Here is a 21112-nt window from a genome sequence, read left to right as displayed (position 1 = left end):
ACTGAATGTATCAAAAGAGAACGAGGTCATTATGAATACTGCTACTGAGCTTTATCAATTCACTAAAAAATACGGTATTAACTACAACACCAATGAAGAAAAGGGAATTCGTTTGTATAACAATTTTTTACAAGCCTTTCCCAAAATAAACTTTTCCTTTTCTTTCATTGGCTTTCACAAGTATGAGAGTCTTAAAAATCAAGAAGGTTTAACTGCTTATGGCATCTCCGGCAACACATTATATGCTTTAAGCAAACAAAAATCCTATAAATACAATCTTTATCAATGTAGAGAGATTAGCGGTAAGAAGAAACTAAACGGCATCCGACTGTCCTTAGTTTTTGATGCTGAAATCCTTTCTATCAATTTAGGTTTCGCTGATGGGAATCTTGTTTTGAATGCTTTGAAGCAAGCTGGAAATAAGTAGTCGAGACATTTTATTTGAAGAATAGAGAAACTAGCGTTACAATATTTTCTGTTCTTACTGGGATATGGCCAAACTGGTAAGGCGCCTGACTCTGAATCAGGAGAGTGTAGGTTCGAGCCCTACTATCCCAATAAACTCATTTAAAAAAACGTTTTTGCTTTTTTAAAGCAAAAACGTTTTTTTATCTGGAAAAAATTTTAAGATTTCACTACCATTACATTGCAATTCGCATGATTGACTACATACGCTGTTGTTGAGCCGACTAAAGCCTGTTCAACAGCCCCTCTACCTGTTGCCCCCAGCATGATAAGATCCACTTGATTTTCTAGCGCATAATCAATGATTTTTCGTTTGGGATTTCCTGAGTCAATCTTTGTCTCATAATCAAATTGACTGACGTTTGAATTGGCAATCAATTGCTCAAGCTCGATCTCCGCATTATTTAGATGAAACTTAAGGGAATCATTGATAAATGCTGGATCGCCAATCGAGAATTTATAATCGACTACTGTAAGAATAAATAATTTTGCGTTATTTCGTTCTGCGACACTTAATGCTTCCTTAAATGCGTCCGTTGATGATTCTGAACCGTCAACTGCCACAAGTATTTTCTTATAACTTTCTTTCATTGAAATCGCCTCCCATACCTTCATTATACCTCAAGTCGCTCCTTCTAGAAAATTAAAGAGCGTGATCATTCTTTTTGCTAATTACGAGTTATTTCCCTAACAAAAATTATTTTTTTAGTATTTCCTGTAATATTTTTATGATAAAATAAATTGAGCAACAACTTCCCCGCCAGTCACTAGTTTCAACGACTGGAATTGTTGCTCTTTTTTTAGTCATCTAACCTCTTGTTTTTTTATTAGTTATGGTCTAATATAATTAGAAAAAAATGAGAGGGTGAGTATATGGATAATCGCCTGACACAAACCTCCAGTTTTACTGATGGCGTTAGAGCCTGTCTGCCCACGATTATGGGTTATTTAGGAATTGGAATTGCCATGGGAATTGTTGGAAAATCAGCGCATCTTGCAATTTGGCAAATATTTTTGATGTCCACGCTAGTTTATGCTGGCAGTGCGCAGTTCATTTTATGCGGCTTATTATTGTTAAGCGCCCCAATTCTTTCAATTGTATTCACTGTTTTCCTTGTCAATTTACGTCATCTTCTCATGAGTCTCTCTGTCGCTCATTATTTCAAAGACGATTCTTTGTTAAATGGGATGGCTATTGGAACATTACTGACCGATGAATCTTACGGGGTGCTAATGACGACTCTGGCACAAGAAAAAAAAGTATCGAGTAACTGGATGCATGGCTTAAATATCACAGCCTATCTGGTCTGGATACTATCAACTGTTATAGGGGCGTTACTAGGAAATTTCATTCCTGACCCAACTATCTTTGGGTTTGATTTTGCACTCACCTCGATGTTTCTTGGCTTGTTCCTTTTTCAAGTACAACTGCCATTAAAAAAGCAACGGGCAAAGACCGTACGAATTTTAGCTGTGACAATTATTACCTTATATCTGTTAATGCGGATTGTTTCAGCTGAATTATCAGTTATTTTAGCAACATTGTTAGGCTGTTTAACGGGGGTGATGAGTAAGGATGAGTAATTATTACTATTTATTGACTCTCTTAGGTTGTGCAGTCGTCACTTGGGTTCCTCGCGTATTGCCTTTTGTTTTGACAAAAGCAATAACACTGCCGTCCGCTTTCGAAAAATTTTTAAGTTATTTGCCGATGACCATTTTAACGGCATTACTTATGCAAAGTTTACTTAATTTTCAATCAGGTCAATTTCCGACATTGCGTTTTCCTGAAGTTTTTGCTTGTATACCAGCACTCATTGTCGGTATTCGCACGAATGATCTAATGAAAATTGTCTTGACAGGTGTTCTTGGCATCGCTCTTTTACGATTGCTTTAAATGACGCCTGTTATAGAGCTTATTTCTGGTTTTACTTACATCGCTGATGTAATATATAACAAAATAATAGAAAAAGGAGTAATTCTCATGAAAAAGATCGCTGGATATTTCTTTGAAAAGCCCTTAGTTTTAGAGGAGAAAAAGCCTTTCGAAATCCATCTTCCAACGGACACTTTGTATGATGGGAACGAACCTATTTTGGAATCAGATCAAAAGATTCTATCTGAAATAGGGAAAAAGTATGACTACCCAACAGAGCAGCTTCATAGTTTTTTTGTTATTTCAGAAATTACTGATGCCAGCTAAAAGGGCTTTTAATGCTTAGTCAACTCTGGGGTACTTTTTGGGTAAAGTTTATACTTTTTAACCTTTAAAAAAGCTCTCGATGAATCTTAATTTCATCGAGAGCTTTTTCATATTATTGTCCGTACCAGCCGATGCCTTCGTTTCGCCAGCCTTGTTTGATCAAGTTATTACGCTCACTCTGCAATAATGTATAGTGATGAGCGCCTGCTTTAGCATTTGGATTATACAGACGGTACAATGGCTTGCTTCCTCCAGAATACCAACTGATTCCTTCGTATCGCCAGCCTACTTTTACTAAATTATTTTTTTCAGATACATGAGGTGTATAGTGATGATCTCCAGCATTTGGATTATACAAACGGAATACAGGTGTACCACTCTTTGGTGCCTGCCATCCTATTCCTTCGTATCGCCAACCAGCTTTCCTAACCTTGTCTCGTTCAGCAGTGCTTGCTGTATAGAAATGCTCTCCGCTGTTTGGATTGTACAAACGATACATTGCACTTGTCTGAACTGGCGCAGGAGTCGAGCCGCCATTATTTCCTCCACTGCTGTTTGAATCATACTGGGTCAGCTTATAAGTTTCAATGACGTTGTTCAATGTTGCTCCGTAAGTCGGAGCAGTCGCGTACCTGCCAGTTAGATAAGCAGTTGCATCTTTATAAGATTTCGTATTGCTCTTCCAAGCACCAGAATAGTAATAATTCCCTGGTGAAAAAGAAGTTGTTTTTAATACAGTTACGTTATCTCCAAGAGATTCTTTATAAGACGGATACTTCCGAAATTTTGCGTTGATCGTAATCGGTTTTCCATTAACATATTCTTGAGTCGGCATCGTAACGGACTGTCCATTATACTCCCCTTTAATTCCAAACAAATTATAATTTGGCGCTTTGGAAAGCGTACTGCCTCCCCAACCGCTTTCAACAATCGCTTGGGCAATCATCACCGAAGCATACAAGTTGTTCGCACTTGCTAATGTTCTCGCAGAAGGAGCAATCTGATTGATAAAGGCCTGCTGCGTATTCACAGCTGCTCGTGCAGCCCTAAAGGCAGGCGGCTCAATCGTAAATTCATCAAACGGGATTGGATGATGAAATTGCAGATTCCCCTGCGCATCATATTCTTCTTCATCCACTATCATACTTTCTTCACTAGTGCTGCTCTCTTCTGTTTCTTTTTCAGAAGATAAGGTAGATTCTACGTCCTTTTTCGACACAGATTCTTGCGTCTCTGAAGTTCCAACTGCTTGATTATTTGTTGGCGCGATTGAACTTGAAGATTCTTGTATCGTCGTGCTTTCTTGAGTTTCCGTTAAATTCGATGTTTCCTCTCCGTATGCAACAAATGCTGAACTTCCCAAACTGCCTAACAACATCACACTACATAACAGTTTTTTATAATTCATGCCATCCCCCTCTAACCACCATTAATCGATGGTTATATTTAATGCTTATTCTCTTACCTCTCTGTATATAAAGTAACAAAAATTAATCATAAAGTAAAATTTTTTTATTTTACTTTGAACTTTGAAAACATTGCAATAACAGGCGTTCTTCAAAAGTTTCCGATTTTTTTAAATTAAAGAAAGTTTTAATTAGAATTAACAGTATATTTATATATAAAACGTTGTTGTTACGCACTGAAATGATGTTTTCAAATTAAGGAAAAGCCACGATTTCTCATATTATTGTTATTTATTGACTCTGGCCAATCTGCTATAATGACCTTCAAGGGAGGGAAATATATGGATATCGGCGTTGTAGTTTCAATTGTGATTTACTTTATCTTCTTTTTGATGACCCTTGTCTATTTTTATCTTTTTAAAAACGACCGTATTTTGCTTCATCTATATTTCTCCTTAATCCCTACTTTCATATGTATTTACTTACTTATAAATTACCATCATTATCAACCGGTCGAAGGTGCTTGGACATTAGCAATTCTTATGTTTGTTTCACTTATCAGCTTCATGCTTTACTGGATTATCTATTCAATACTGAATCGTAAAGAGTGAGATATTTAGTTTCATCCTTCACAAATATTTCGTAATTTTTTAATTAGTTATATGCTATAATAAAATTTGTCTATTCTAACCTATTCAAAGGAGCTTTATTATGGCGCTTTTATTAACACTTTTTTTTGATCTTCTAATGATTGTTCTATTTTTATTTAGAATCGTTAGAGGCGATCAAATCACCTATATTGTTAGTATTGCATTACAAGGATTACTATTTATTGATTTATTAGCTGTCGTACTTTTACGTACATCCAAATCGGACATACCAACCAATGAGCAAATGGAAATGACGCGTAGACAATCACGTAAATCATCGAAACCTGCACGTGGTGGTTTTTTAGCTAAGTTCTCCTGCCTTGTTTCATTAGTTCTACTTGCATACTATGTCTACTCTGTTATATACATTTTTATTTAACGAATAATGGTATCGACAACTATCGATGCCATTTTTATTACTAGCCGGAGTAACTCTAGCCTTTAAAATTCTATTCTCACTAAGTAAATTGAGCAAGGCAAATGAGAATTATTACACAAGTTAGTCCCTTCTCTAGACAGAAAAGGCTTAGGAAACGACTTCCCAAAATGATGTGTTGCCTAATTGAATTGATTTATACAGAAATACGCTACCATTAAAAAGGCGGTTGTGACAAAAATCTTGTCACACCGCCTTTTAGCTATATTTTTTTTCGATTGAAAATGAGCACGCTGAATAGTAGAGAGAGAAGAATTAGGAGAATACTGATACCTATTGCTGGGTTATATTTTTCTAAAGCAGAAGCCTTCTGCAAAAAATTGATATTTTGAGTAATTAGCGAGATTGGATTATAGTATTTCACTTTATCAAACATATTCAGCAATATCATAATGACGACTGTTGCACCTGTCATTAGTAATCCTTCATAATTATTCCGTGCGATCGTTGAGGAACATACAATTATGCCTAATAATAACAATCCAAATAGCCACAAAGGAAATGCCGCTTGAAGAAGATAAGGGCTTTTGTTATCTGGAAAATAATAGGCGGTGTACCCCCACGTGACAAGAAATGTTAGTAAAAGACACAGGGTCCATTGTAAAATCAAGCTAATCATTTTTCCAACGATCACTGACCAACGCCGAAGTCCCTTCGTAACCAAATTAATCAATGTCCCTTTACTTATTTCATTACTAACCGTTCCGCTAAACATTAGGGCTATCACAATTAAACCAATTTGAGTAAGGTTCTTATAAAATTGTGTCCAAGAATCAAGAGAAGTCGGATCGGGAATCGTTTTGGCCATCGCTGCTCCGATAGTCATTTTTACAATCTCGGGGGTTAATTTTGCTAATAGCGGATTCATCAAGCCAAAAATAAGAAAGATAATGATCAAGAGTAACAGACGTGACGTCCGCCAGCTTTCTACTAATTCTTTTTTTGTAAAATAATATAAATTTTTCATTGAATAACCTCCAAAAAGATCGATTCTAATGAAGGATCAATTTTTTGAATGGATTTTGGGTAAATGCGAGAGTCTTCAAATAATTGAAAAATTGCTGCTGCAACAGCCTTATAATCACAAGAATAGGTTAAAACAAAACGCTGCTTTGAAGAATCCACAGAATAATCTTTGATAACTTCTTGTTGTTCCAATTTTTCTAACACTCTAGTGAAAATCTCAACATCTTCTTCATTTGAAAATTCGATTTCCATTTGATTCCTCGCGTACCTCTCTTTTAGCGTATTCAATGGACCGTTGACCACTAATTCTCCCTGATCTAAAATACCAACGTAATCACAGATTCGTTCCACATCACTTAAAATATGGGTAGAAAACAGGATCGTTGTTTTCCTCCTTAGCTTCGATAGCATTTCCAAAAACTCGTTGCGGCCACTAGGATCTAAAGCAGAGGTTGGTTCATCACAAATCAACAGTTCTGGATCATTTAATAATGCTTGAGCAATGCCTAGACGTTGCTTCATTCCTCGTGAATAACCCTTAATCTTTTTTTTATTGTTTTCCAAACCAACGAGTGCTAAAATTTCAGGAATTTTTTGCTGTGATTGCTTCTTCGTCAGACCAGTGATTTCCCCACAGAATTTTAGATATTCTCTACCAGACATATAATTATAAAATTCTGGTACATCAGGCAAATATCCCGTTAAATGATTGGTTTGATTGTCTCCAAAATGAACCGGTTGCCCTTTTATAAAAATCTCGCCGCTGTTCTTTTCCTCCAGACCTAAAATCATCTTCATCGTTGTGGTTTTTCCGGCACCATTCTCGCCTACAAAACCATATATTGACCCTGTAGGCACACTCAAATTCAAATTTTTAAGAACACTTTTTGAACCAAATTTCTTTGAAACATTTTTCAATTCTAAAATGTTCATTCATTTTCTCCTCTTCCAAATACAAAATAGACTACTGGACCGACAATTTGGATAACTACAACTACTAAAAGCCATAAAACTTTGTTTCCAAAACGATAATTGGGATGCTTCAATATATGCCATACAGCCGTGATCATTAAAAGCAATTCTAAAATAATTAACGGTAGAAAAATCGGCAAATTTTCTTTTAAAAAATCAAAATTATTCATTTCCACTCAACCCCTGTTCTTTGAGATTCCGCAACTCCGAATAGATTTTCTTTAATTGTTCTTGATCGCTAAAGCTTGCAAAGGTTGGATTTTCAATTACAAAGTCGATCAAGCTGTCCTTGACCTTCATTGAATCTCGTGGTAATTGATGACCAAGTTCTAATTGTTCCAGCCAGTCGTCCACCTGATCAAAGTAAGCATCTCCATGGAGCTCCACTGGAAATTGTGTTTGCTTCATTACTGTTAGAAAATCATTTAACAACGGAAAAACAGCTGCTTCATCCTTCATCTGGGCATAGCCAAAAACTGCAGACAGCTGAAAATTCATCAACGCAATGGGATGCAAGTTACTAAATTCAAAAACATCGGCAAATTTAAGACCACGCTTAACGGTTTGAGAGAACTTCTTATGATCTTTAATCAACAATTGTAAATAATTGCCTAGAAAACTCAGAAAGACAGTCGTATACTGATAAATCGCACTTTGCAAAGTAACGATCGCCTGATCTTCCTCTCCTTTTTGCTGTTGAGCGGCAGCAATCAAGCTTTCAATCGGAAATAAAATAGGAACCTGTTCTCCTAGAATATCTAAGACTTGATCAAATTCGTTTAATGTCAGAGAAGTATACGCTTCATATTTTAAAGCCTGTGTGATTAGTTCAGGATCCTTTGTCTGTGTTCTTACATGAATAAATAATTCTTGCGCTTCCTTTGTATAGGTTTGGACATTTTCTTCTCCTGGTAATAAATCAGCATGATTCAAAAGAAACAGCCCCATCTGCAATATAAATGGATAGCATGAATAATAGCGCCGAACAAAGCTGCGAATTGTTGCTAATACATCCTCCGGTGATTTTGTTTCCAATGATTTTTTTAGCATCGAGTAAATCCGCTGAATCTCATGGTTGTCTAACTGCGGCTCATAGGTCAAGAGTGAGTCGATCGTAATGTCAAAATAGGCGGCTAACAATGGCAGCAAGGTAATATCAGGATAGGTTTGACCTGTTTCCCATTTTGACACCGAGGCCTTGGATACCCCTACAAAGTTTGCCAGCTCCTGTTGAGTAACATGTTTCTCTTTTCGTTTTTCCATGATTATCGGACCGATATTCATTTCCATGATGCTTCCCCCCCTTACTATTTATTTTAGAATGAGTCGTAATAGAAAACAATCGAGTCTTTGTTAACTTTTACGGATAATAATCAACCCATAAGAAACAAAAAAGACTAGTGCTTTATACTAGTCTCATTAAAATTATTTATTTTTATATTCTGAAGTCAGCTGATTTATTTTTTTGCTTACTTTTTTTGGCAAATACGCCAACAAGGCTAATAGAACTCCTGCAACGGTCAGCTCCAGTAACAAACTCATGGAAACTCCCTTTGCAACGATCTCTGAAGCCATGAATGCATAGATAAAGCTAGCAGGTATCATCGTTAAAAAAGAAATCAAACTAAATTTTTTTACACTCATAGGTGTCATTGCATAGGCATAACTTTGAATAGCAAAAGGGAAAATCGGGACTAAACGAGTAAAAATTAGAAAAGAAAGCCCATTTTCTCTTACCCCCTTTTCTATCTTTTGAAAGGTTGGGTCATTGCCAAAACGTTGGATAATATAGCCTCTCGCCACGTATTTTCCTATGATAAAAGAGAGGGTTGCTCCTAGTGAGGCGCCGATAACGGTTAGCGCACCGCCAATCAAACCGCCGTAGGCAAGACCTCCTACAATTGCTAAAACTTGTCCTGGTAATAAAAATACGGCCACAATCACTGACAGAAGAATAAAAATTACGTAGCCCCACCAGCCGAGATTCTCTAAATAAGCGCGCAGGTCAGAAATATTCGTTAGAAGATCAATCAAACCAAATTGATACGCTAGAAAAATTACTAACAACACAATAACAATAAATAGACTAATTTTTTTCAACGAATCACCTCTTCCTTGAAGTCGTTCTATTGGTATCTGAGTCCAGCAATCATCCCTTCAATTGCTAACTCATTAAATAACTGAACATCCAGAAGCGTCTTAGGCATCTTCACTACATATTTCGAATTCTTTACCAATGTCATTTGCCCTTTTGAAAGGTTTGGTTGATTCTCTGACAAAAAATAGTGTTCATCGCTAAAGAGTTCAGGAGCCTCTAAATAAACTGCTGTCGTCATATCCCAGTTACAAAAACCACTGAAATGAAACACTCTCTCATTCCAGATTATCCAGTTCTTTAGGGTGTCCTTTAGCCAAGTCATACTTTCCTTTTTTAGCATACCTGCTGCACGCTCGAAAAAGTGTTTCAGATCATTTTTTGAGAAAAATGCTGCCGCAGTCATATGACCATTCATGATGGTTATCGTTGCTTGGCTTAGCAAAACTTTTCGAGTAGCATCAGGATCACATGAAAAATTCAATTCGGATACCGCTTGTTGGTTCACTATTAAAGGTTCAGTTGTCCCGCCCATCAGCACGACTTCTTGTACCTTGGCAAAAAAATCTGAATCTATTTTTTGTGCTTCGGCCAAATTGGTCAATGCTCCGGTCGCGACGATTGTCACCTCATTTGGGAAACGATTAACTTGTTCTATTAGAAAAGCCGCAGCGAGATTGTTTTCTTTACTTCCTGAGAAAAAGTCAAAAGACAAGCCTAACTGTTCTTTCATTTCCTTTGTCATCTTATTGACTTCTTCGATACTCCCATTACCGTAAGTCAAAGTAACCCCCAGCAGTTCGACATGGGGTGCTCCTAACAGATACAGGAGCGTTAACCCATCATCTACATCACGATCTATTAGTCCAAAAGTATTGTCGCAATCAAAAATAATTTTTCTCATTCTAACAACCCTCTATTTTCTGTTAGCCAACGTTTGAAATAGTAATTCTCCTCTTTTAAGTCATGGCGCATCTCCTTCAAGTCGCTAGGAAAATCAACGTCCTGCAACTGATCTAGCAATGCTACATCAAAATCTGTTAATCGCTTTAATGTCTCTGTCAACACTTTGCTTTTGCCCCAAGCCATTGTTGTTTCAAAGATTGGTGCTAAGTTGATCCCTTTAGTACAGCCCACCAAATAATACCCGCCATCTTGAGAAGGTCCCAACACAATCTCAGTCATTTGATCAAACGCCGAAATTATTATTTCTGTAGTCAAATTCGGGATATCACTGCCTGTGAGGATCACTTTCTCATATCCTTTTGCTCCAACAAATTGTATGGCATGATTCATCCGCTCGCCGATCGTGTGGCCGACTTGTGAAAAGGCGGAAAAACTTTCGGGCAGTTCTGCGAGTAAATTTGACGGATCTCCTTCATCTGAATAAGCCAGATAAAGGTCTATCCCTCTATTATTCAGTTCAGCGAATTTCAAAAAGCTGTCTTGCAACATCTGTAGTTGAACCTGGCAGGCTTCTTCACCGGTAAGCAACGTTTGCAAACGTGTTTTTACCTTATAAGGTACTGGAACTCGCGTAAATAAAATATAAGCATACTTATTCAAAAACCTGCTCCTTTAATGCTTGACGTAAAAAGTCCTCTTCTAAATAACTGGATACCTTGTCGAAAATCTCTTGATTTTTCAGCTCCTTTGTATCCGCTTGGTAGCTATGAAACGCCATCGCTGACCAAGCAAGAGCTCGTAACATCAAATAGGGGTGATAGATCTTTAGAGCTTCCTTAAAGCTAACTGGATCAACTCCTGTCACCTCAAGATAACTAGATAGAAACAAATCCTTCTCCATTGGAGTCAAAACCAAATTACTTCGCCAAAGAGTGGTAGTCGAAGCTAAAAATTGCGAAATATCCTGCACTGGATGACTGATCACGGGTTTTTCCCAATCAATCAAATACCCTTTTTCTCCAATAATAAAATTGTGTGAGTTTACTTCCGTATTATTGATACACCAGTGATCCAAATCAATAAAATAGCGCTGCTGTTCGACATTTTTTTCACAGCGATTTAGTGCCTCAGCGAATAACTTTTGTGCCTGTAATGGGACAAATTCACTAGTGAAAACGGACTCTAATAAGTGACGACACTCATTGATGCGAGCGGATAAAATCGTTTCTTTTTCGTTTACAAAGACTTTTTCAGCAGGTTCATCTATTGGTTGCTGATGGATCTCACCAAAAATATGCGCGGCTTCTTTTAAATCTTTCCGATAATTTAAAGGCTGACCGGCTAAATATTCCATAATCAGTAATCCTTGATTAAAGGTTTGACGGCTGTCGTCTAAGTAATATGCTTTCGGTGTTCTCCCTGTACGTTCTAGCCATTTCAAAGCTTGATATTCATATTGGATTTGATTTTCCAACTGTAGTTGACTGCCATAATTGAGTCGAAAGACATAGCTTGTTTTTCCATCGGAGATCAGAAAATTTTGATTGTATTCTCCCTGAGCTAAAAATTCAATTTTATACGGCTCTTCCAAGTCCAACTTTTTTATTAGTGCCTGATCGTTTAAGTAACGGCGAATTTTATTAAGCATGAACGACTCCTTTTCATTTGTAGTAAAGCTTCACCAGTTTTTCTGGTGGCACTCCCATTACATAGAGGATTTTGATTTTATGCATCTTTAGATGTGTGCGAAGTTTTCCTTTGCTAAAGCGGCGACTGGAGGTCGTAAGTGAAAGAGGTAGTGGATAAAACTCTCCCAACCGCTTCAATTGTCGACTTAGTTTCCAATCCTCCATCAATGGAATGGCTTCAAACTTTCCTGCCTGTTCGTAGAATTTCCTTGTCGTAAACAATCCTTGGTCACCAAAGATCAACCCTAAATAGCGTGCTCGTAGATTTGACGTAACAGCTAAATATCGATAAAACAGCTCTGACGAATCAAAGGCCAATTTGAAAAATCCAGCACTAAATCTTTCGTCATTCAATGCTGCTTGAATCTGCTCTAACAATTTGGGAGAAGCCTCGAATCGACTATCACTATGTAAAAACCACAAAATATCACCTGTACTTCTTTCCGCACCATAGTTCAATTGCGCGCCACGATTAGCATTCTCCAACTGATAAACAATCGCCGTCTTTTTTGCGATTGCAACGGTTTGATCTTGACTTCCTCCATCTACGACGATCACTTCATAAGGAACCGTCCCCTCTAATTGGGTCAATTGATGCAATAAACGTGAGAGGTTCTTCTCCTCATTTAACACAGGGATAATAATTGAAATCATCGAGGCATCACCTGCAGATCGTCATTGAATTTTAAGAATATTTGTCGTTGGTCGATTATTTTTTTTGATAAGTTTGTAAAAATGCAGCTTGTGTTTCCGATTTTCACCTGCGTACGCTGCCCATTCGGTGTCCACTCGTGATGTTCTACTAAAGCTGGCACCCCTGCTTCACAAACTTCTATTTCTGCACCATACGGTATAAAAAGCGATGCCGCTCCTTGAATATTCGTCGGGTTTCGAACGGTTAAATGCGTATTTTCTAAGTTAAAAATATGATCGCTGACAACTCCAGGAATGAAATTATTCTCCCCAATTGACTTAGCTACTTTTTTATTTCTCGGATAAAAATATATTTCTTGAGGCGTCCCGATTTGTTGAATCTTTCCATCAAGCAGTAGTATCATGCGATCAGCTAATTGAAAAGCTTCATCCCGATCATGAGTAACCAAGATCACACTAAAGCAATAGGTCTTTTGCAGCCGACGTAAATACTCACGCATCGCTCCCTTTAAATGACTGTCTAGATTAGCGAAAGGCTCGTCTAGCAGTAACAGTTTGGGTTCTAAAACAATGGCTCTAGCTAAGGCTACTCGCTGCTTTTGACCGCCAGACAGTTCATCAGGAAACTGTTTCTCTAATCCTTTTAAATCAAACGCTGCTAGTATGTTATTAATTTTTTCTCTGATTCTTTCTTTTGAAAACTTTCTCGCCTTCAGCCCAAAAGCGATATTGTCTACCACATTCATATGAGGAAAGAGCCAAAAATCCTGAAAGACCAAAACAGTATTTTCCTGCGAATATCCTTCGGAAAAAATAATTTTTCCTTTATTAACTGGCTGAATGCCAGCAATCATTTTAAGCAGGCTAGTCTTTCCTACTCCTGATGGACCAAAAAGAGCGACAATCTCGCCATCATTGATCTCAAAAGAAAGCTCATCTAGTATTCTTTTTTTCCCATAAGAGAGCTGAACTTCGCTAACGTTTAGTCCCACGATGAATTCCTCCAATAACTAATTTCAATAAGCAGACACCTAACATCGTACAGACTAAAAAGACTAGGCTATAGGATGAAGCAAGACTAAAACGTCCATTATTCGCATAAGGAAGCAATAGCAAAGGCAAGGTGACAATTTTGCCGCCGCCTATAAAAAATGTTGGCAAATATTGACTAAAGGATACGATAAAAACTAGGCTTCCCGAAGCAATCACCCCTGGACGTAGTAAAGGCCAAGTGACTTGCCAAAAAATCACCCAAGGCTTCGCACCTAACGTTTGTCCCGTTAAGTGATAACCTTCCCCTAACTGACGATAACTTTCTAATAAGATTTGCATGGCATAAGGCAAACATAAATAGGTATGAATCAAAACAATTCCTATAAAGGTACCTGTCAAATGCAGCTGTAAGAATAAAACTTGACTAGAGGTGATAATGGCTATGGCGGGTAAAATCAAGGGTAAATAAATAATAATTTCAATGAATCCATGAGAAAGCTTTTTCTGAAAAGCAAAATATCGAGCCGCAAGCAGGGCAATACAGATACTTATCAAAGTGGTAATGATAGCAATAACAAAACTATTGATAACTGCCGGCCAAAAATTCGGTTCACGAAGCATTTGGCTAAAAGCTTTCACAGTCAAGCCTTGTGGCAAAATTGCCGGATACATCCAATGGTCACTAACAGACCAGATCACTAAAAGGACAATGGGCAACAGCACCAGAACAGCCGAAAATAATAGAAGCAGATAGGATTTTCTCGTTGAAGTTAGCACGATTTTTTTCTCCCTCCCGGCAAGAGACGACTAATGAGTAGTCCGCTTCCTGATACTGCTAGGCAGATTCCCGACATGACTAAATTTAAAGCAAAGGCCTGTGGGCGAGTGGTTAAGTCGGCTTGAGTAAATAAATCATAAGCGGTCAAAGCCACTGGTTGATTTGTCGGATTTCCTAATAAATAAGGCACTTCAAAAGAAGCAAAAGTGAAACAAAATAAGATAATAAACAAGGTTATCAGCGTTTTTTGAAGCATTGGCAGGATGACTGTGAAAAAGATTCGGGTCTTAGAAGCACCTAAGTTTCTTGCCACTTCAATGTAGCCCAATTGTAACTGTTGTAAAATTGCTAATGTGGTTACCGCAACATAGGGAATCTCTTTATATAGAAACACTAAAATGATCCCGATCCCGCCAGCATCATGGATTAATAAGGGAAATTGGTTGATTTCATCAATTACACCGATTTGAAATAATCCTCGAGAAATGATCCCCGATTGACTAATCAGCTGCATCACCATTAACGCAACAATGATATGAGGTAGCGAGATCGGCAGACTGATGATTTTATGCAACCAAGGGCTTTTCACTTTCAATAGTAGAAAGGCTATCGCTAGTCCAAATAGCAATGACAAAAAAGTCGCAGTCAGCGCTAAGTAGCAGCTGTAACCTAGCGACTTTTGGAAAAAAGGATCACTTAAAACTTGCTGATAATTGGTTAAACTGATTTTTTCAAGTCCAATTAGCGGATAATAGCCTAAACTAATTTGTATCCCTTTAAACAGTGCCGCAAAAATCACAACACTGTTTAATAAGAAAAAAGGGATGACTAATAATCTATTTTTATTCATTTAAAACATGCTCTTTCCACAGCGATTCAATGATTGGAATTTTTTCTGCTTGCACCTCAGGTATTTGCTTTTCCTGCATTTCTTCAAGTGATAGAACGCCTTGGTTTTTATACAAGTCCGTCAGCTTTTGATTCGTTTCTTCTGAAAGTTTGTCCGGATCAAATGGTGGGATGCTGTATCCATATTTCGCCTCTGCCTTTTTCAGCTGAGCAGATTCACTTGTCATTTCATTGATCAAAAGCAATGCTCCTGCTTTGACTTTCGAAGTATTAGCAATGGCCAAATAACTTTGATTGGCAATCGTTCCTTTATCGAATAAGAAGGATTCTGTTGATTGCTTGAACTCATTGTCACTGCGTTTTTGAGCTACATGCATTTGAGAATAGCTATAGCTCATGTCGATTTGACCAGCCGCAAACATTTGATCCAGCTCCGCAGTGGTGGTCGGATACGTTTTTCCTTCTTGCCATAAATAGGGTTTGATTTCATTTAAATAGTCTAAGCCTGGTTTGATGACCTTATACAACTCTTCTTTCGTCGCCCCTGCCGCTTCGACTTTATCATAACCCACAATATCACAGATAATGTTGCGAACAAAAGCACTGCCGGTAAATTCAGGCGGCGCGGTATACGTGATCTTACCTGGGTTTTCCTTGGCATAGGCTAATAGGGCTTGAGTATCTGTAGGAAATCCATTCTTAAATGTCTCTTTGTCGCCAGCGAAGACTAATTGGGCACTGCCGTAAGGAACTTCATAGCCATTGATTTTAACTCCGAAATCATACTGCGAATTATGACCATCAATGTCCATTAGTTTTTCAAAGCTCTCAATGTTTTTGGCAATGGGTCCATAAAGCAGCTTCGCTTGTTTTGCGGTATAGAAATTTTCGCCATTGATCCAAATGACATCAATGTCTCCAGTTTTAGTACCGGCTTCCTTTTCAGTAGTCAGCTTATTCAAAATCTGATCAATGTCCATCGGCACACGTTTGACTGTGATATCATATTTTTCCTTCATTGCCGGCGTAACTACCTCATCTACCCATGCATTGGCTTTTTCGTCACCGCCAAACCCGTAAAAGGTCACTGTTTCACCTTTTCCTTGTTTTTCGGCATCAGAGAAGCTGGTGATTTTTTCTTCTGTTTTCGCTTCTTTTGTTTCATTTGTTTTACAGGCTGCTAAGGAAAAAAGCACCCCTAGCGTTAACAAACCCGTTAACCATTTCTTCATTATTCTCTCCTATGCTTTTGTTACTATTTTTTTTGACTGATACCGATTTTTCCACGCTCGCAAAGGATTGGCTAATGGATGTGTCTCACTCTTATCGCTCTGCTGGACCACATCACCAAATATCAAATCTAATAAATGCCAAGCTTGACCACCGCCTAGAATCATTGCCGAAGTACAACTGGCACAATACGTGACAATGTGATCTGTCTTGAAATCCTGCACACGTTTTTCAGCGAAATCTTTTGCTAAATCAGGATTTGAAACCCCGCACATGCCTCCCATTCCGCAACATAAAGTATTCTTTCCAGACAGACGATTGCTTGCCACCTGATAGCCTAATTGTTCTAATAAAAATCGTACTGCTTGATGAATCTCCGTCACTTCTTTTGTAGGACAGGAATCTTGAACAGAGAAAACGACATCACTGTTGTTCGCCTTACCGATCAACTCTTGTGGCAACCCCAGTTCCGCCATCTTTACCCATAGTGAAATAGTGGGAAACTGGTTTTGGATCGCCATTGTTTTGATGCAGCCTTGACAAGCAACAATCAATTGATCGATTTCAGCCTGATGAACTTGTTCTGTCAGGTGACCAAAGCGCTCTTGAAACAGTTGCTCCTGACCAATCATGCGTGTTGGTTTTCCGCAGCATCCTTGTATGACCGCAAGATCAGGGTAAAATCCTTTTAAGTAATCAATAATCAATTTTATTTGCTTTGGGTTGCTTGAGCTCAATGAACATCCTGCCATAAAGCCGTATCTCATTTTTGGTCCCCTCGATTCACTGCTGTAAATAATTTACTGGTGGAAAGTTTTTGATGCATCTCCACACTTTTTAGCTGTTTTAGTGGCAAGCCTTCTCTGATCAAATCTTGACGCATAGCTAAAAAAGCCTCATCTAATTTCAATTTTAGTGGACACACGACTGTGCAGCGTCCGCACAACATACACGAATAAGGAATGATTGGATCAAGCCCTTCTTCTAAAAATCGCTGGAACAGTTTTTGCGGATCTTCACAGTATCTTTGTAAAAAGAGACAGTCCTTCATGCAGCGTTTACAGCTTATACAATTTTCTGCTATCAATTGAGACATCTCAATGGTTCTTTCTGAGTAATCCATCTGACTAGCCCCTTTTCAAGAATACAAGGATGAGCTGTACCATAAATCCAAAAAATAGAAGACCGCTCACCAAATAATAGATGGGCGTCGTATTCAAAGTGAATACGAACTGCCAAACTAGAAAAAATAATCCTATAGCAATTAAAAGAATACTTTCGAGATTTCTCCTTTTTAAAGTCACTAAGACAGCGATCACTACCAGCAAGGCCGGCAGCAAGAATAACATGCTGCCAAATGTGCTGGCCTCAACCTTATGGGAATAAAATGAGACATTTCGCATAAAGCCTAGATGATTTTTGTAGAGATCGTCAACCAAATAAACGACATAGAGCAGTCCCAGTTGGATTAAATGCAATAAATATCGAAGAAGTTTCATTAGTTCAAGATTTTCACTTTATCTTCGTCTCGAGGATCGCCAACCTGAACAGGGTATTTACTTGGATCTTTTTGGTGTGCTTTATCCCAGTCATACCAGCCGCCATCGAACAATTTGACATCTTTCCAGCCTTCTTGCTTCGTGATAAAGAACGCAGTAGCCGCGCGCCAGCCTGTTCCACAATAGAAGGCGACTTCTTTATCTGGTGTGATTCCCCATTTTTTCCACGCCGCAAAAATTTTTGTCGGCTCCTTTACTGTACCGTCATTGTTCATTAGTTGGGCTACATCCGCACTAGTTTTACTTGATTTGGCGTAAACTGCCCCTTCTGGTTCGCCAGCATTTTCAATGTAATCATAGCCGCTTGTTTTTCCTGTGAACTCTTTCCATGAACGAATACTTGCAAGAACTAAGTCAGGATTTTTTTCTTTGGCTGCTAATACATCTGCTGACGTTGAAATTAAGCTCTCAGGACGTCCTGGAACCTCAGCGCCAAAATCTTTAGCTGCTGTAGCTTCTTCATTGCCTTTTTCTACTTTGTAATCCGCTTTTTCCCAAGCCTTCAATCCGCCATCCAGAATCTTCACATTATCGACACCTAGCCAGTAGGCCACAAAAGCCACACGAGCTGCTGCGTTAATATCGCTTGAATACACCACTACTGGTGTTGTTTTCGTAACGCCACGCTTTAAGAACACTTCTTTACATGTTTCAGCGTCCAAGATATTCCAGTTGTTTTCTTCTGTTTCAATTTCCATCGTATCAATGTGAAGCGCTCCTGGAATGTGCGCTTTTTTATAATCTTTTCCTTCACCATAAGAAGCTTCAATTACGACCGTTTTATCGTCCTCTTTCATTTGCTTCTTTAGCCACTTTGCATCGACAAAGAAATCATCGTCCTTGATCTCTTTGCTTTTGACTAAACGTTGAACTTTAGTCTTTTTTTCGGCTGCATGAACCTCTTCTGTTTTTGAATAGACTACTAACGCTGTTAAAAGTAGACAGCTTACTACTGCGAAAATTTTTTTCATTGTGATACTCCTTCAAAGTTTATTTTTTCACTTGAAACGTTTTCAGCAATAACAATTATTTCTTTTGAACACAACAAAAAAACATACCGAAATAAGTATGTTTCCTCGCTGAGACTATTTTTTTGCGCGCCTAATAGCCCTTTTAGCAGGTCGCAAAAAAAGTTGAGCGGAGGAAAATGAATTGTTCTGCTAGCTTAGAAACTCTAAGTAATGATTGATTTCACAGTCAAAGCTGATAGTTCTTAAGCATGAGAACACCCCCTACCTCCCAATTTTGAAACCGGGCTCTTTTCCCTTCCGAGTATATCGAAACCCTATTAGATTAGCAAGGGCATTTTAACTAAAAAAAACAAAAATTTTTTTTGTGAAGGAATGGTTTTTATTTAGAATTTATTCTTATTGTTTGAATCAGTATAAAGTGGTTTTTCCATTCATTATCCGCTAAAATTAGCTTAACAATTAAAAGAAGGAAGGTTGTTTTATGAGTATTTTTGATGGATTAATGGGAAATGCCAGTCAACACAATAACAAAACGGTTGAAGAGAAATTAGTGGATGTCTTAATTGCTGGGTAAACGGTGTCTCTTGCGTTTAAACTGGTTCGTGATTTGATCGTTTTCACTGATTTTCGTTTAATTTTAGTGGATAAGCAGGGAATGACCGGTAAGAAAGTTGAATACAAATCTATTCCTTATCGTTCTATTTCACGCTTTTCTGTAGAAACCAGCGGACATTTCGATTTAGATGCAGAATTAAAGATTTGGATCTCTAGCGGAGAACTACCAGCGGAGACGATTCAATTTCGTAAGGATAAAAATATTGTTGCGGTTCAAAAAGCATTGGCTTTGGCGTTGTCAAAATAAAACAGGACAAGATTTGAACATTTTGTTCAAGCTCTTGTCCTGTTTTTCTCCCCTAGTGAAGCTCTAGTGTTTTTCCCCTTTATTCTCTTCATTTTGCCTGTAATCTCCTTTAAAGTATTGCTTAAATACTTATTTTTCGATTGTGACAGATCACTTATCTTTCCTTCACTTTATCGACGTTTTCAATCCATTGCTCAAGGTTATTATAGCCATCATTTTTGATATAATCATATTCCCCATCTATGATCTCATCAAACCAAAGCAATTCACCATTGGCTTTTTTTCCAACGATTTTTACGACGGATTGACTGATTGATGTCTTCTGGCTCAAGTTTTTTACTTTTCCAATTTTTAGAGCAATGATGGCGTTCCCACGTTCATAGCTTTTTTCAATTTCGTATTGGACATACTCTGAATCTAGCGTTTCACTACCGATTAATACGACTGTTACAGATGTTCCTGCTAATTGCTTATCTATCCATCGCCTGATACTCTCCTCTCCGTCGCGCTTGATTCGCTCAAATTCACCTTTGTTTATAAAACCAGATTCTTCATTTTCCTTTAAAGCCCAATTATTTTTTACAACTAGCGCCCTTGACAAATCATTTTCATAACTTTTTCATTCCTCGGATTCTTTTAACAACATATTGACATGTCCCAAAAAATCTGAATTCAAATTTCTCTATTCATTATATAATACCCGCATCAAGCAATGGCTCCAATTTTTTTATAATAGATGTTTTTATGGAGAACAAGCGTTTTACTCTTGTCTGAAAAGAGTTAAAAACTTCGCTAGCTTTTGCTTTTCCTACATGATACGATTTTAATGAAAAAGAAAATGGAGGTTTTATTATGTTGGATAAGTCCGTTCCTTTTATTCCATTTACAATGTTTCGCCCTTCAGATGCACCGCCATTACCAGAAATTCAACTACCGAAAGATTACCGTATCGTTTTTTATCAACCGGGGGATGAAAAAGAGTGGTGCAAGATAGAAACCGCTGTTTTAGAGTTTGAGACAGAAAAAGACGCCATGGATTATTTTCAGCGCTCATTTGCTCCTTATCAGGACGAATTAAAAAAAAGGATGCTCTTTGTTGAAAATGCCGAAGGGAAAAAGGTGGGGACCTTTACTGCTTGGTGGACAGATGATCATTCTCCGCGTCTTCATTGGTTAGGGGTTCTTCCAGAGGAGCAGAGAAAAGGTTTAGCCAAAGCCTTAGCTATTCGTGTCACCCAATTACTGCACGAGTATTATCCTCACCAGGATCTTTACTTGAATACACAGACTTGGAGTCATCATGCGGTGAAGCTCTATGAAAAGTTGAACTATCAGATTTTTCAAAATCAAAATTATCAAAAAATTTTAGACGTTCTAAAGGAAGCAAACCAACCCCTGAAAGAATAATCGACAAAAAAGCCATAAAACA

General features: G+C 37.9%; 26 protein-coding genes, 1 tRNA gene and 1 pseudogene. 9 read left to right on the top strand and 19 right to left on the bottom strand.

The window, feature by feature from the left end:
- Positions 1-31 precede the first annotated feature (31 nt).
- Together IGI50_RS07525 and IGI50_RS07520 are read left to right on the top strand one after the other, a co-directional pair.
- On the top strand, positions 32-427 hold the full coding sequence (locus tag IGI50_RS07525; protein ID WP_010744745.1) for a hypothetical protein: 396 nt from the start codon (positions 32-34) through the stop codon (positions 425-427).
- 58 nt (positions 428-485) lie between these two features.
- Positions 486-558 (top strand) — tRNA-Gln (locus IGI50_RS07520).
- A 66-nt stretch (positions 559-624) separates the two neighbouring features.
- Here IGI50_RS07520 and IGI50_RS07515 read toward each other — a convergent pair.
- A complete protein-coding gene (locus IGI50_RS07515) occupies positions 625-1056 on the bottom strand; it encodes a universal stress protein (RefSeq protein WP_218257263.1) in 432 nt (143 codons plus the stop codon).
- Positions 1057-1338: 282 nt separating this feature from the next.
- Between IGI50_RS07515 and IGI50_RS07510 the strand changes: the two genes are divergently transcribed.
- From IGI50_RS07510 to IGI50_RS07500, 3 genes are all read left to right on the top strand, one after another.
- Positions 1339-2049 (top strand): AzlC family ABC transporter permease, encoded by a 711-nt coding sequence (locus IGI50_RS07510; RefSeq protein ID WP_218257262.1) that lies wholly within the window; start codon positions 1339-1341, stop codon positions 2047-2049.
- Positions 2042-2362, top strand: a complete 321-nt coding sequence (locus tag IGI50_RS07505; protein ID WP_218257261.1) for an AzlD domain-containing protein — start codon at positions 2042-2044, stop codon at positions 2360-2362. Before IGI50_RS07510 ends, IGI50_RS07505 begins: the two co-directional genes overlap by 8 nt.
- A gap of 87 nt (positions 2363-2449) precedes the next feature.
- A complete protein-coding gene (locus IGI50_RS07500; protein WP_010744741.1) occupies positions 2450-2668 on the top strand; it encodes a hypothetical protein in 219 nt (72 codons plus the stop codon).
- A gap of 112 nt (positions 2669-2780) precedes the next feature.
- Here the strand turns inward: IGI50_RS07500 and IGI50_RS07495 are convergent, their stop codons facing one another.
- Positions 2781-4076 (bottom strand): glycoside hydrolase family 73 protein, encoded by a 1296-nt coding sequence (locus IGI50_RS07495; RefSeq protein ID WP_311854806.1) that lies wholly within the window; start codon positions 4074-4076, stop codon positions 2781-2783.
- Positions 4077-4415: 339 nt separating this feature from the next.
- Between IGI50_RS07495 and IGI50_RS07490 the strand changes: the two genes are divergently transcribed.
- Both IGI50_RS07490 and IGI50_RS07485 read left to right on the top strand, forming a co-directional pair.
- The gene (locus tag IGI50_RS07490; RefSeq protein WP_311854805.1) at positions 4416-4685 is read left to right on the top strand and encodes a hypothetical protein; all 270 of its coding nucleotides are present in this window, start codon (positions 4416-4418) and stop codon (positions 4683-4685) included.
- A gap of 100 nt (positions 4686-4785) precedes the next feature.
- Entirely contained in the window at positions 4786-5103 is a 318-nt protein-coding gene (locus tag IGI50_RS07485; protein ID WP_311854804.1) for a hypothetical protein, read from the top strand.
- 259 nt (positions 5104-5362) lie between these two features.
- Here IGI50_RS07485 and IGI50_RS07480 read toward each other — a convergent pair whose 3' ends face one another.
- From IGI50_RS07480 to IGI50_RS07405, 16 genes are all read right to left on the bottom strand, one after another.
- Positions 5363-6127: an ABC transporter permease gene (locus tag IGI50_RS07480; RefSeq protein ID WP_311854803.1), complete on the bottom strand. Its 765-nt coding sequence runs from the start codon at positions 6125-6127 to the stop codon at positions 5363-5365.
- Positions 6124-7059, bottom strand: coding sequence for an ATP-binding cassette domain-containing protein (locus tag IGI50_RS07475; RefSeq protein ID WP_438776633.1), 936 nt, complete (start codon positions 7057-7059; stop codon positions 6124-6126). Before IGI50_RS07475 ends, IGI50_RS07480 begins: the two co-directional genes overlap by 4 nt.
- Positions 7056-7268, bottom strand: coding sequence for a PLDc N-terminal domain-containing protein (locus tag IGI50_RS07470; RefSeq protein WP_311854801.1), 213 nt, complete (start codon positions 7266-7268; stop codon positions 7056-7058). Before IGI50_RS07470 ends, IGI50_RS07475 begins: the two co-directional genes overlap by 4 nt.
- Positions 7261-8388, bottom strand: coding sequence for a helix-turn-helix domain-containing protein (locus IGI50_RS07465; RefSeq protein ID WP_438776632.1), 1128 nt, complete (start codon positions 8386-8388; stop codon positions 7261-7263). The genes IGI50_RS07470 and IGI50_RS07465 overlap by 8 nt, the downstream gene beginning before the upstream one ends.
- Positions 8389-8523: 135 nt before the next feature.
- On the bottom strand, positions 8524-9198 hold the full coding sequence (locus IGI50_RS07460; RefSeq protein ID WP_438776631.1) for a TVP38/TMEM64 family protein: 675 nt from the start codon (positions 9196-9198) through the stop codon (positions 8524-8526).
- Between the two features lie 26 nt (positions 9199-9224).
- Complete coding sequence (locus IGI50_RS07455) at positions 9225-10097, bottom strand: nucleoside hydrolase (RefSeq protein ID WP_311854798.1); 873 nt, start codon at positions 10095-10097, stop codon at positions 9225-9227.
- Positions 10094-10759, bottom strand: a complete 666-nt coding sequence (locus tag IGI50_RS07450; protein ID WP_438776630.1) for a TIGR04282 family arsenosugar biosynthesis glycosyltransferase — start codon at positions 10757-10759, stop codon at positions 10094-10096. Before IGI50_RS07450 ends, IGI50_RS07455 begins: the two co-directional genes overlap by 4 nt.
- Positions 10752-11747, bottom strand: coding sequence for an aminoglycoside phosphotransferase family protein (locus tag IGI50_RS07445; RefSeq protein WP_438776629.1), 996 nt, complete (start codon positions 11745-11747; stop codon positions 10752-10754). The genes IGI50_RS07450 and IGI50_RS07445 overlap by 8 nt, the downstream gene beginning before the upstream one ends.
- Positions 11748-11760: 13 nt before the next feature.
- Positions 11761-12441 (bottom strand): TIGR04283 family arsenosugar biosynthesis glycosyltransferase, encoded by a 681-nt coding sequence (locus IGI50_RS07440; RefSeq protein WP_438776628.1) that lies wholly within the window; start codon positions 12439-12441, stop codon positions 11761-11763.
- Positions 12438-13433, bottom strand: coding sequence for an ABC transporter ATP-binding protein (locus IGI50_RS07435; protein WP_438776627.1), 996 nt, complete (start codon positions 13431-13433; stop codon positions 12438-12440). Before IGI50_RS07435 ends, IGI50_RS07440 begins: the two co-directional genes overlap by 4 nt.
- Complete coding sequence (locus tag IGI50_RS07430; protein ID WP_218257247.1) at positions 13417-14211, bottom strand: ABC transporter permease; 795 nt, start codon at positions 14209-14211, stop codon at positions 13417-13419. Before IGI50_RS07430 ends, IGI50_RS07435 begins: the two co-directional genes overlap by 17 nt.
- On the bottom strand, positions 14205-15062 hold the full coding sequence (locus IGI50_RS07425; RefSeq protein WP_218257246.1) for an ABC transporter permease: 858 nt from the start codon (positions 15060-15062) through the stop codon (positions 14205-14207). Before IGI50_RS07425 ends, IGI50_RS07430 begins: the two co-directional genes overlap by 7 nt.
- Positions 15055-16293, bottom strand: coding sequence for an ABC transporter substrate-binding protein (locus tag IGI50_RS07420; protein WP_218257245.1), 1239 nt, complete (start codon positions 16291-16293; stop codon positions 15055-15057). Before IGI50_RS07420 ends, IGI50_RS07425 begins: the two co-directional genes overlap by 8 nt.
- 9 nt (positions 16294-16302) lie before the next feature.
- On the bottom strand, positions 16303-17058 hold the full coding sequence (locus IGI50_RS07415; RefSeq protein WP_438776626.1) for a heterodisulfide reductase-related iron-sulfur binding cluster: 756 nt from the start codon (positions 17056-17058) through the stop codon (positions 16303-16305).
- Positions 17055-17414 (bottom strand): 4Fe-4S dicluster domain-containing protein, encoded by a 360-nt coding sequence (locus IGI50_RS07410; protein WP_438776625.1) that lies wholly within the window; start codon positions 17412-17414, stop codon positions 17055-17057. Before IGI50_RS07410 ends, IGI50_RS07415 begins: the two co-directional genes overlap by 4 nt.
- Positions 17415-17789: 375 nt before the next feature.
- Positions 17790-18821: a sulfurtransferase gene (locus IGI50_RS07405; RefSeq protein ID WP_311854789.1), complete on the bottom strand. Its 1032-nt coding sequence runs from the start codon at positions 18819-18821 to the stop codon at positions 17790-17792.
- 481 nt (positions 18822-19302) lie between these two features.
- Here IGI50_RS07405 and IGI50_RS07400 point away from each other — a divergent pair.
- Positions 19303-19683 (top strand): annotated as a pseudogene (locus IGI50_RS07400) (PH domain-containing protein).
- Positions 19684-19837: 154 nt separating this feature from the next.
- On the opposite strand, the gene IGI50_RS07395 reads toward IGI50_RS07400, so the two are convergent.
- Positions 19838-20284: a TIR domain-containing protein gene (locus tag IGI50_RS07395; protein WP_438776624.1), complete on the bottom strand. Its 447-nt coding sequence runs from the start codon at positions 20282-20284 to the stop codon at positions 19838-19840.
- Positions 20285-20535: 251 nt separating this feature from the next.
- On the opposite strand from IGI50_RS07395, the gene IGI50_RS07390 reads away from it, so the two are divergent.
- Complete coding sequence (locus IGI50_RS07390) at positions 20536-21090, top strand: GNAT family N-acetyltransferase (protein WP_218257241.1); 555 nt, start codon at positions 20536-20538, stop codon at positions 21088-21090.
- Positions 21091-21112: the final 22 nt, after the last annotated feature.

The organism is Enterococcus sp. DIV0170, from assembly GCF_051710765.1.
Lineage (GTDB): Bacteria > Bacillota > Bacilli > Lactobacillales > Enterococcaceae > Enterococcus_A > Enterococcus_A raffinosus.
This window is presented reverse-complemented; position numbering and strand designations above follow the sequence as displayed.

Bases quoted from the DNA above. Each gene is read 5' to 3' on its own strand.
- IGI50_RS07525 (WP_010744745.1), top strand. From the start codon at position 32: ATGAATACTGCTACTGAGCTTTATCAATTCACTAAAAAATACGGTATT.
- IGI50_RS07515 (WP_218257263.1), bottom strand. From the start codon at position 1,056: ATGAAAGAAAGTTATAAGAAAATACTTGTGGCAGTTGACGGTTCAGAA.
- IGI50_RS07510 (WP_218257262.1), top strand. From the start codon at position 1,339: ATGGATAATCGCCTGACACAAACCTCCAGTTTTACTGATGGCGTTAGA.
- IGI50_RS07505 (WP_218257261.1), top strand. From the start codon at position 2,042: ATGAGTAATTATTACTATTTATTGACTCTCTTAGGTTGTGCAGTCGTC.
- IGI50_RS07500 (WP_010744741.1), top strand. From the start codon at position 2,450: ATGAAAAAGATCGCTGGATATTTCTTTGAAAAGCCCTTAGTTTTAGAG.
- IGI50_RS07495 (WP_311854806.1), bottom strand. From the start codon at position 4,076: ATGAATTATAAAAAACTGTTATGTAGTGTGATGTTGTTAGGCAGTTTG.
- IGI50_RS07490 (WP_311854805.1), top strand. From the start codon at position 4,416: ATGGATATCGGCGTTGTAGTTTCAATTGTGATTTACTTTATCTTCTTT.
- IGI50_RS07485 (WP_311854804.1), top strand. From the start codon at position 4,786: ATGGCGCTTTTATTAACACTTTTTTTTGATCTTCTAATGATTGTTCTA.
- IGI50_RS07480 (WP_311854803.1), bottom strand. From the start codon at position 6,127: ATGAAAAATTTATATTATTTTACAAAAAAAGAATTAGTAGAAAGCTGG.
- IGI50_RS07475 (WP_438776633.1), bottom strand. From the start codon at position 7,059: ATGAACATTTTAGAATTGAAAAATGTTTCAAAGAAATTTGGTTCAAAA.
- IGI50_RS07470 (WP_311854801.1), bottom strand. From the start codon at position 7,268: ATGAATAATTTTGATTTTTTAAAAGAAAATTTGCCGATTTTTCTACCG.
- IGI50_RS07465 (WP_438776632.1), bottom strand. From the start codon at position 8,388: ATGGAAATGAATATCGGTCCGATAATCATGGAAAAACGAAAAGAGAAA.
- IGI50_RS07455 (WP_311854798.1), bottom strand. From the start codon at position 10,097: ATGAGAAAAATTATTTTTGATTGCGACAATACTTTTGGACTAATAGAT.
- IGI50_RS07445 (WP_438776629.1), bottom strand. From the start codon at position 11,747: ATGCTTAATAAAATTCGCCGTTACTTAAACGATCAGGCACTAATAAAA.
- IGI50_RS07440 (WP_438776628.1), bottom strand. From the start codon at position 12,441: ATGATTTCAATTATTATCCCTGTGTTAAATGAGGAGAAGAACCTCTCA.
- IGI50_RS07425 (WP_218257246.1), bottom strand. From the start codon at position 15,062: ATGAATAAAAATAGATTATTAGTCATCCCTTTTTTCTTATTAAACAGT.
- IGI50_RS07420 (WP_218257245.1), bottom strand. From the start codon at position 16,293: ATGAAGAAATGGTTAACGGGTTTGTTAACGCTAGGGGTGCTTTTTTCC.
- IGI50_RS07415 (WP_438776626.1), bottom strand. From the start codon at position 17,058: ATGAGATACGGCTTTATGGCAGGATGTTCATTGAGCTCAAGCAACCCA.
- IGI50_RS07410 (WP_438776625.1), bottom strand. From the start codon at position 17,414: ATGGATTACTCAGAAAGAACCATTGAGATGTCTCAATTGATAGCAGAA.
- IGI50_RS07405 (WP_311854789.1), bottom strand. From the start codon at position 18,821: ATGAAAAAAATTTTCGCAGTAGTAAGCTGTCTACTTTTAACAGCGTTA.
- IGI50_RS07390 (WP_218257241.1), top strand. From the start codon at position 20,536: ATGTTGGATAAGTCCGTTCCTTTTATTCCATTTACAATGTTTCGCCCT.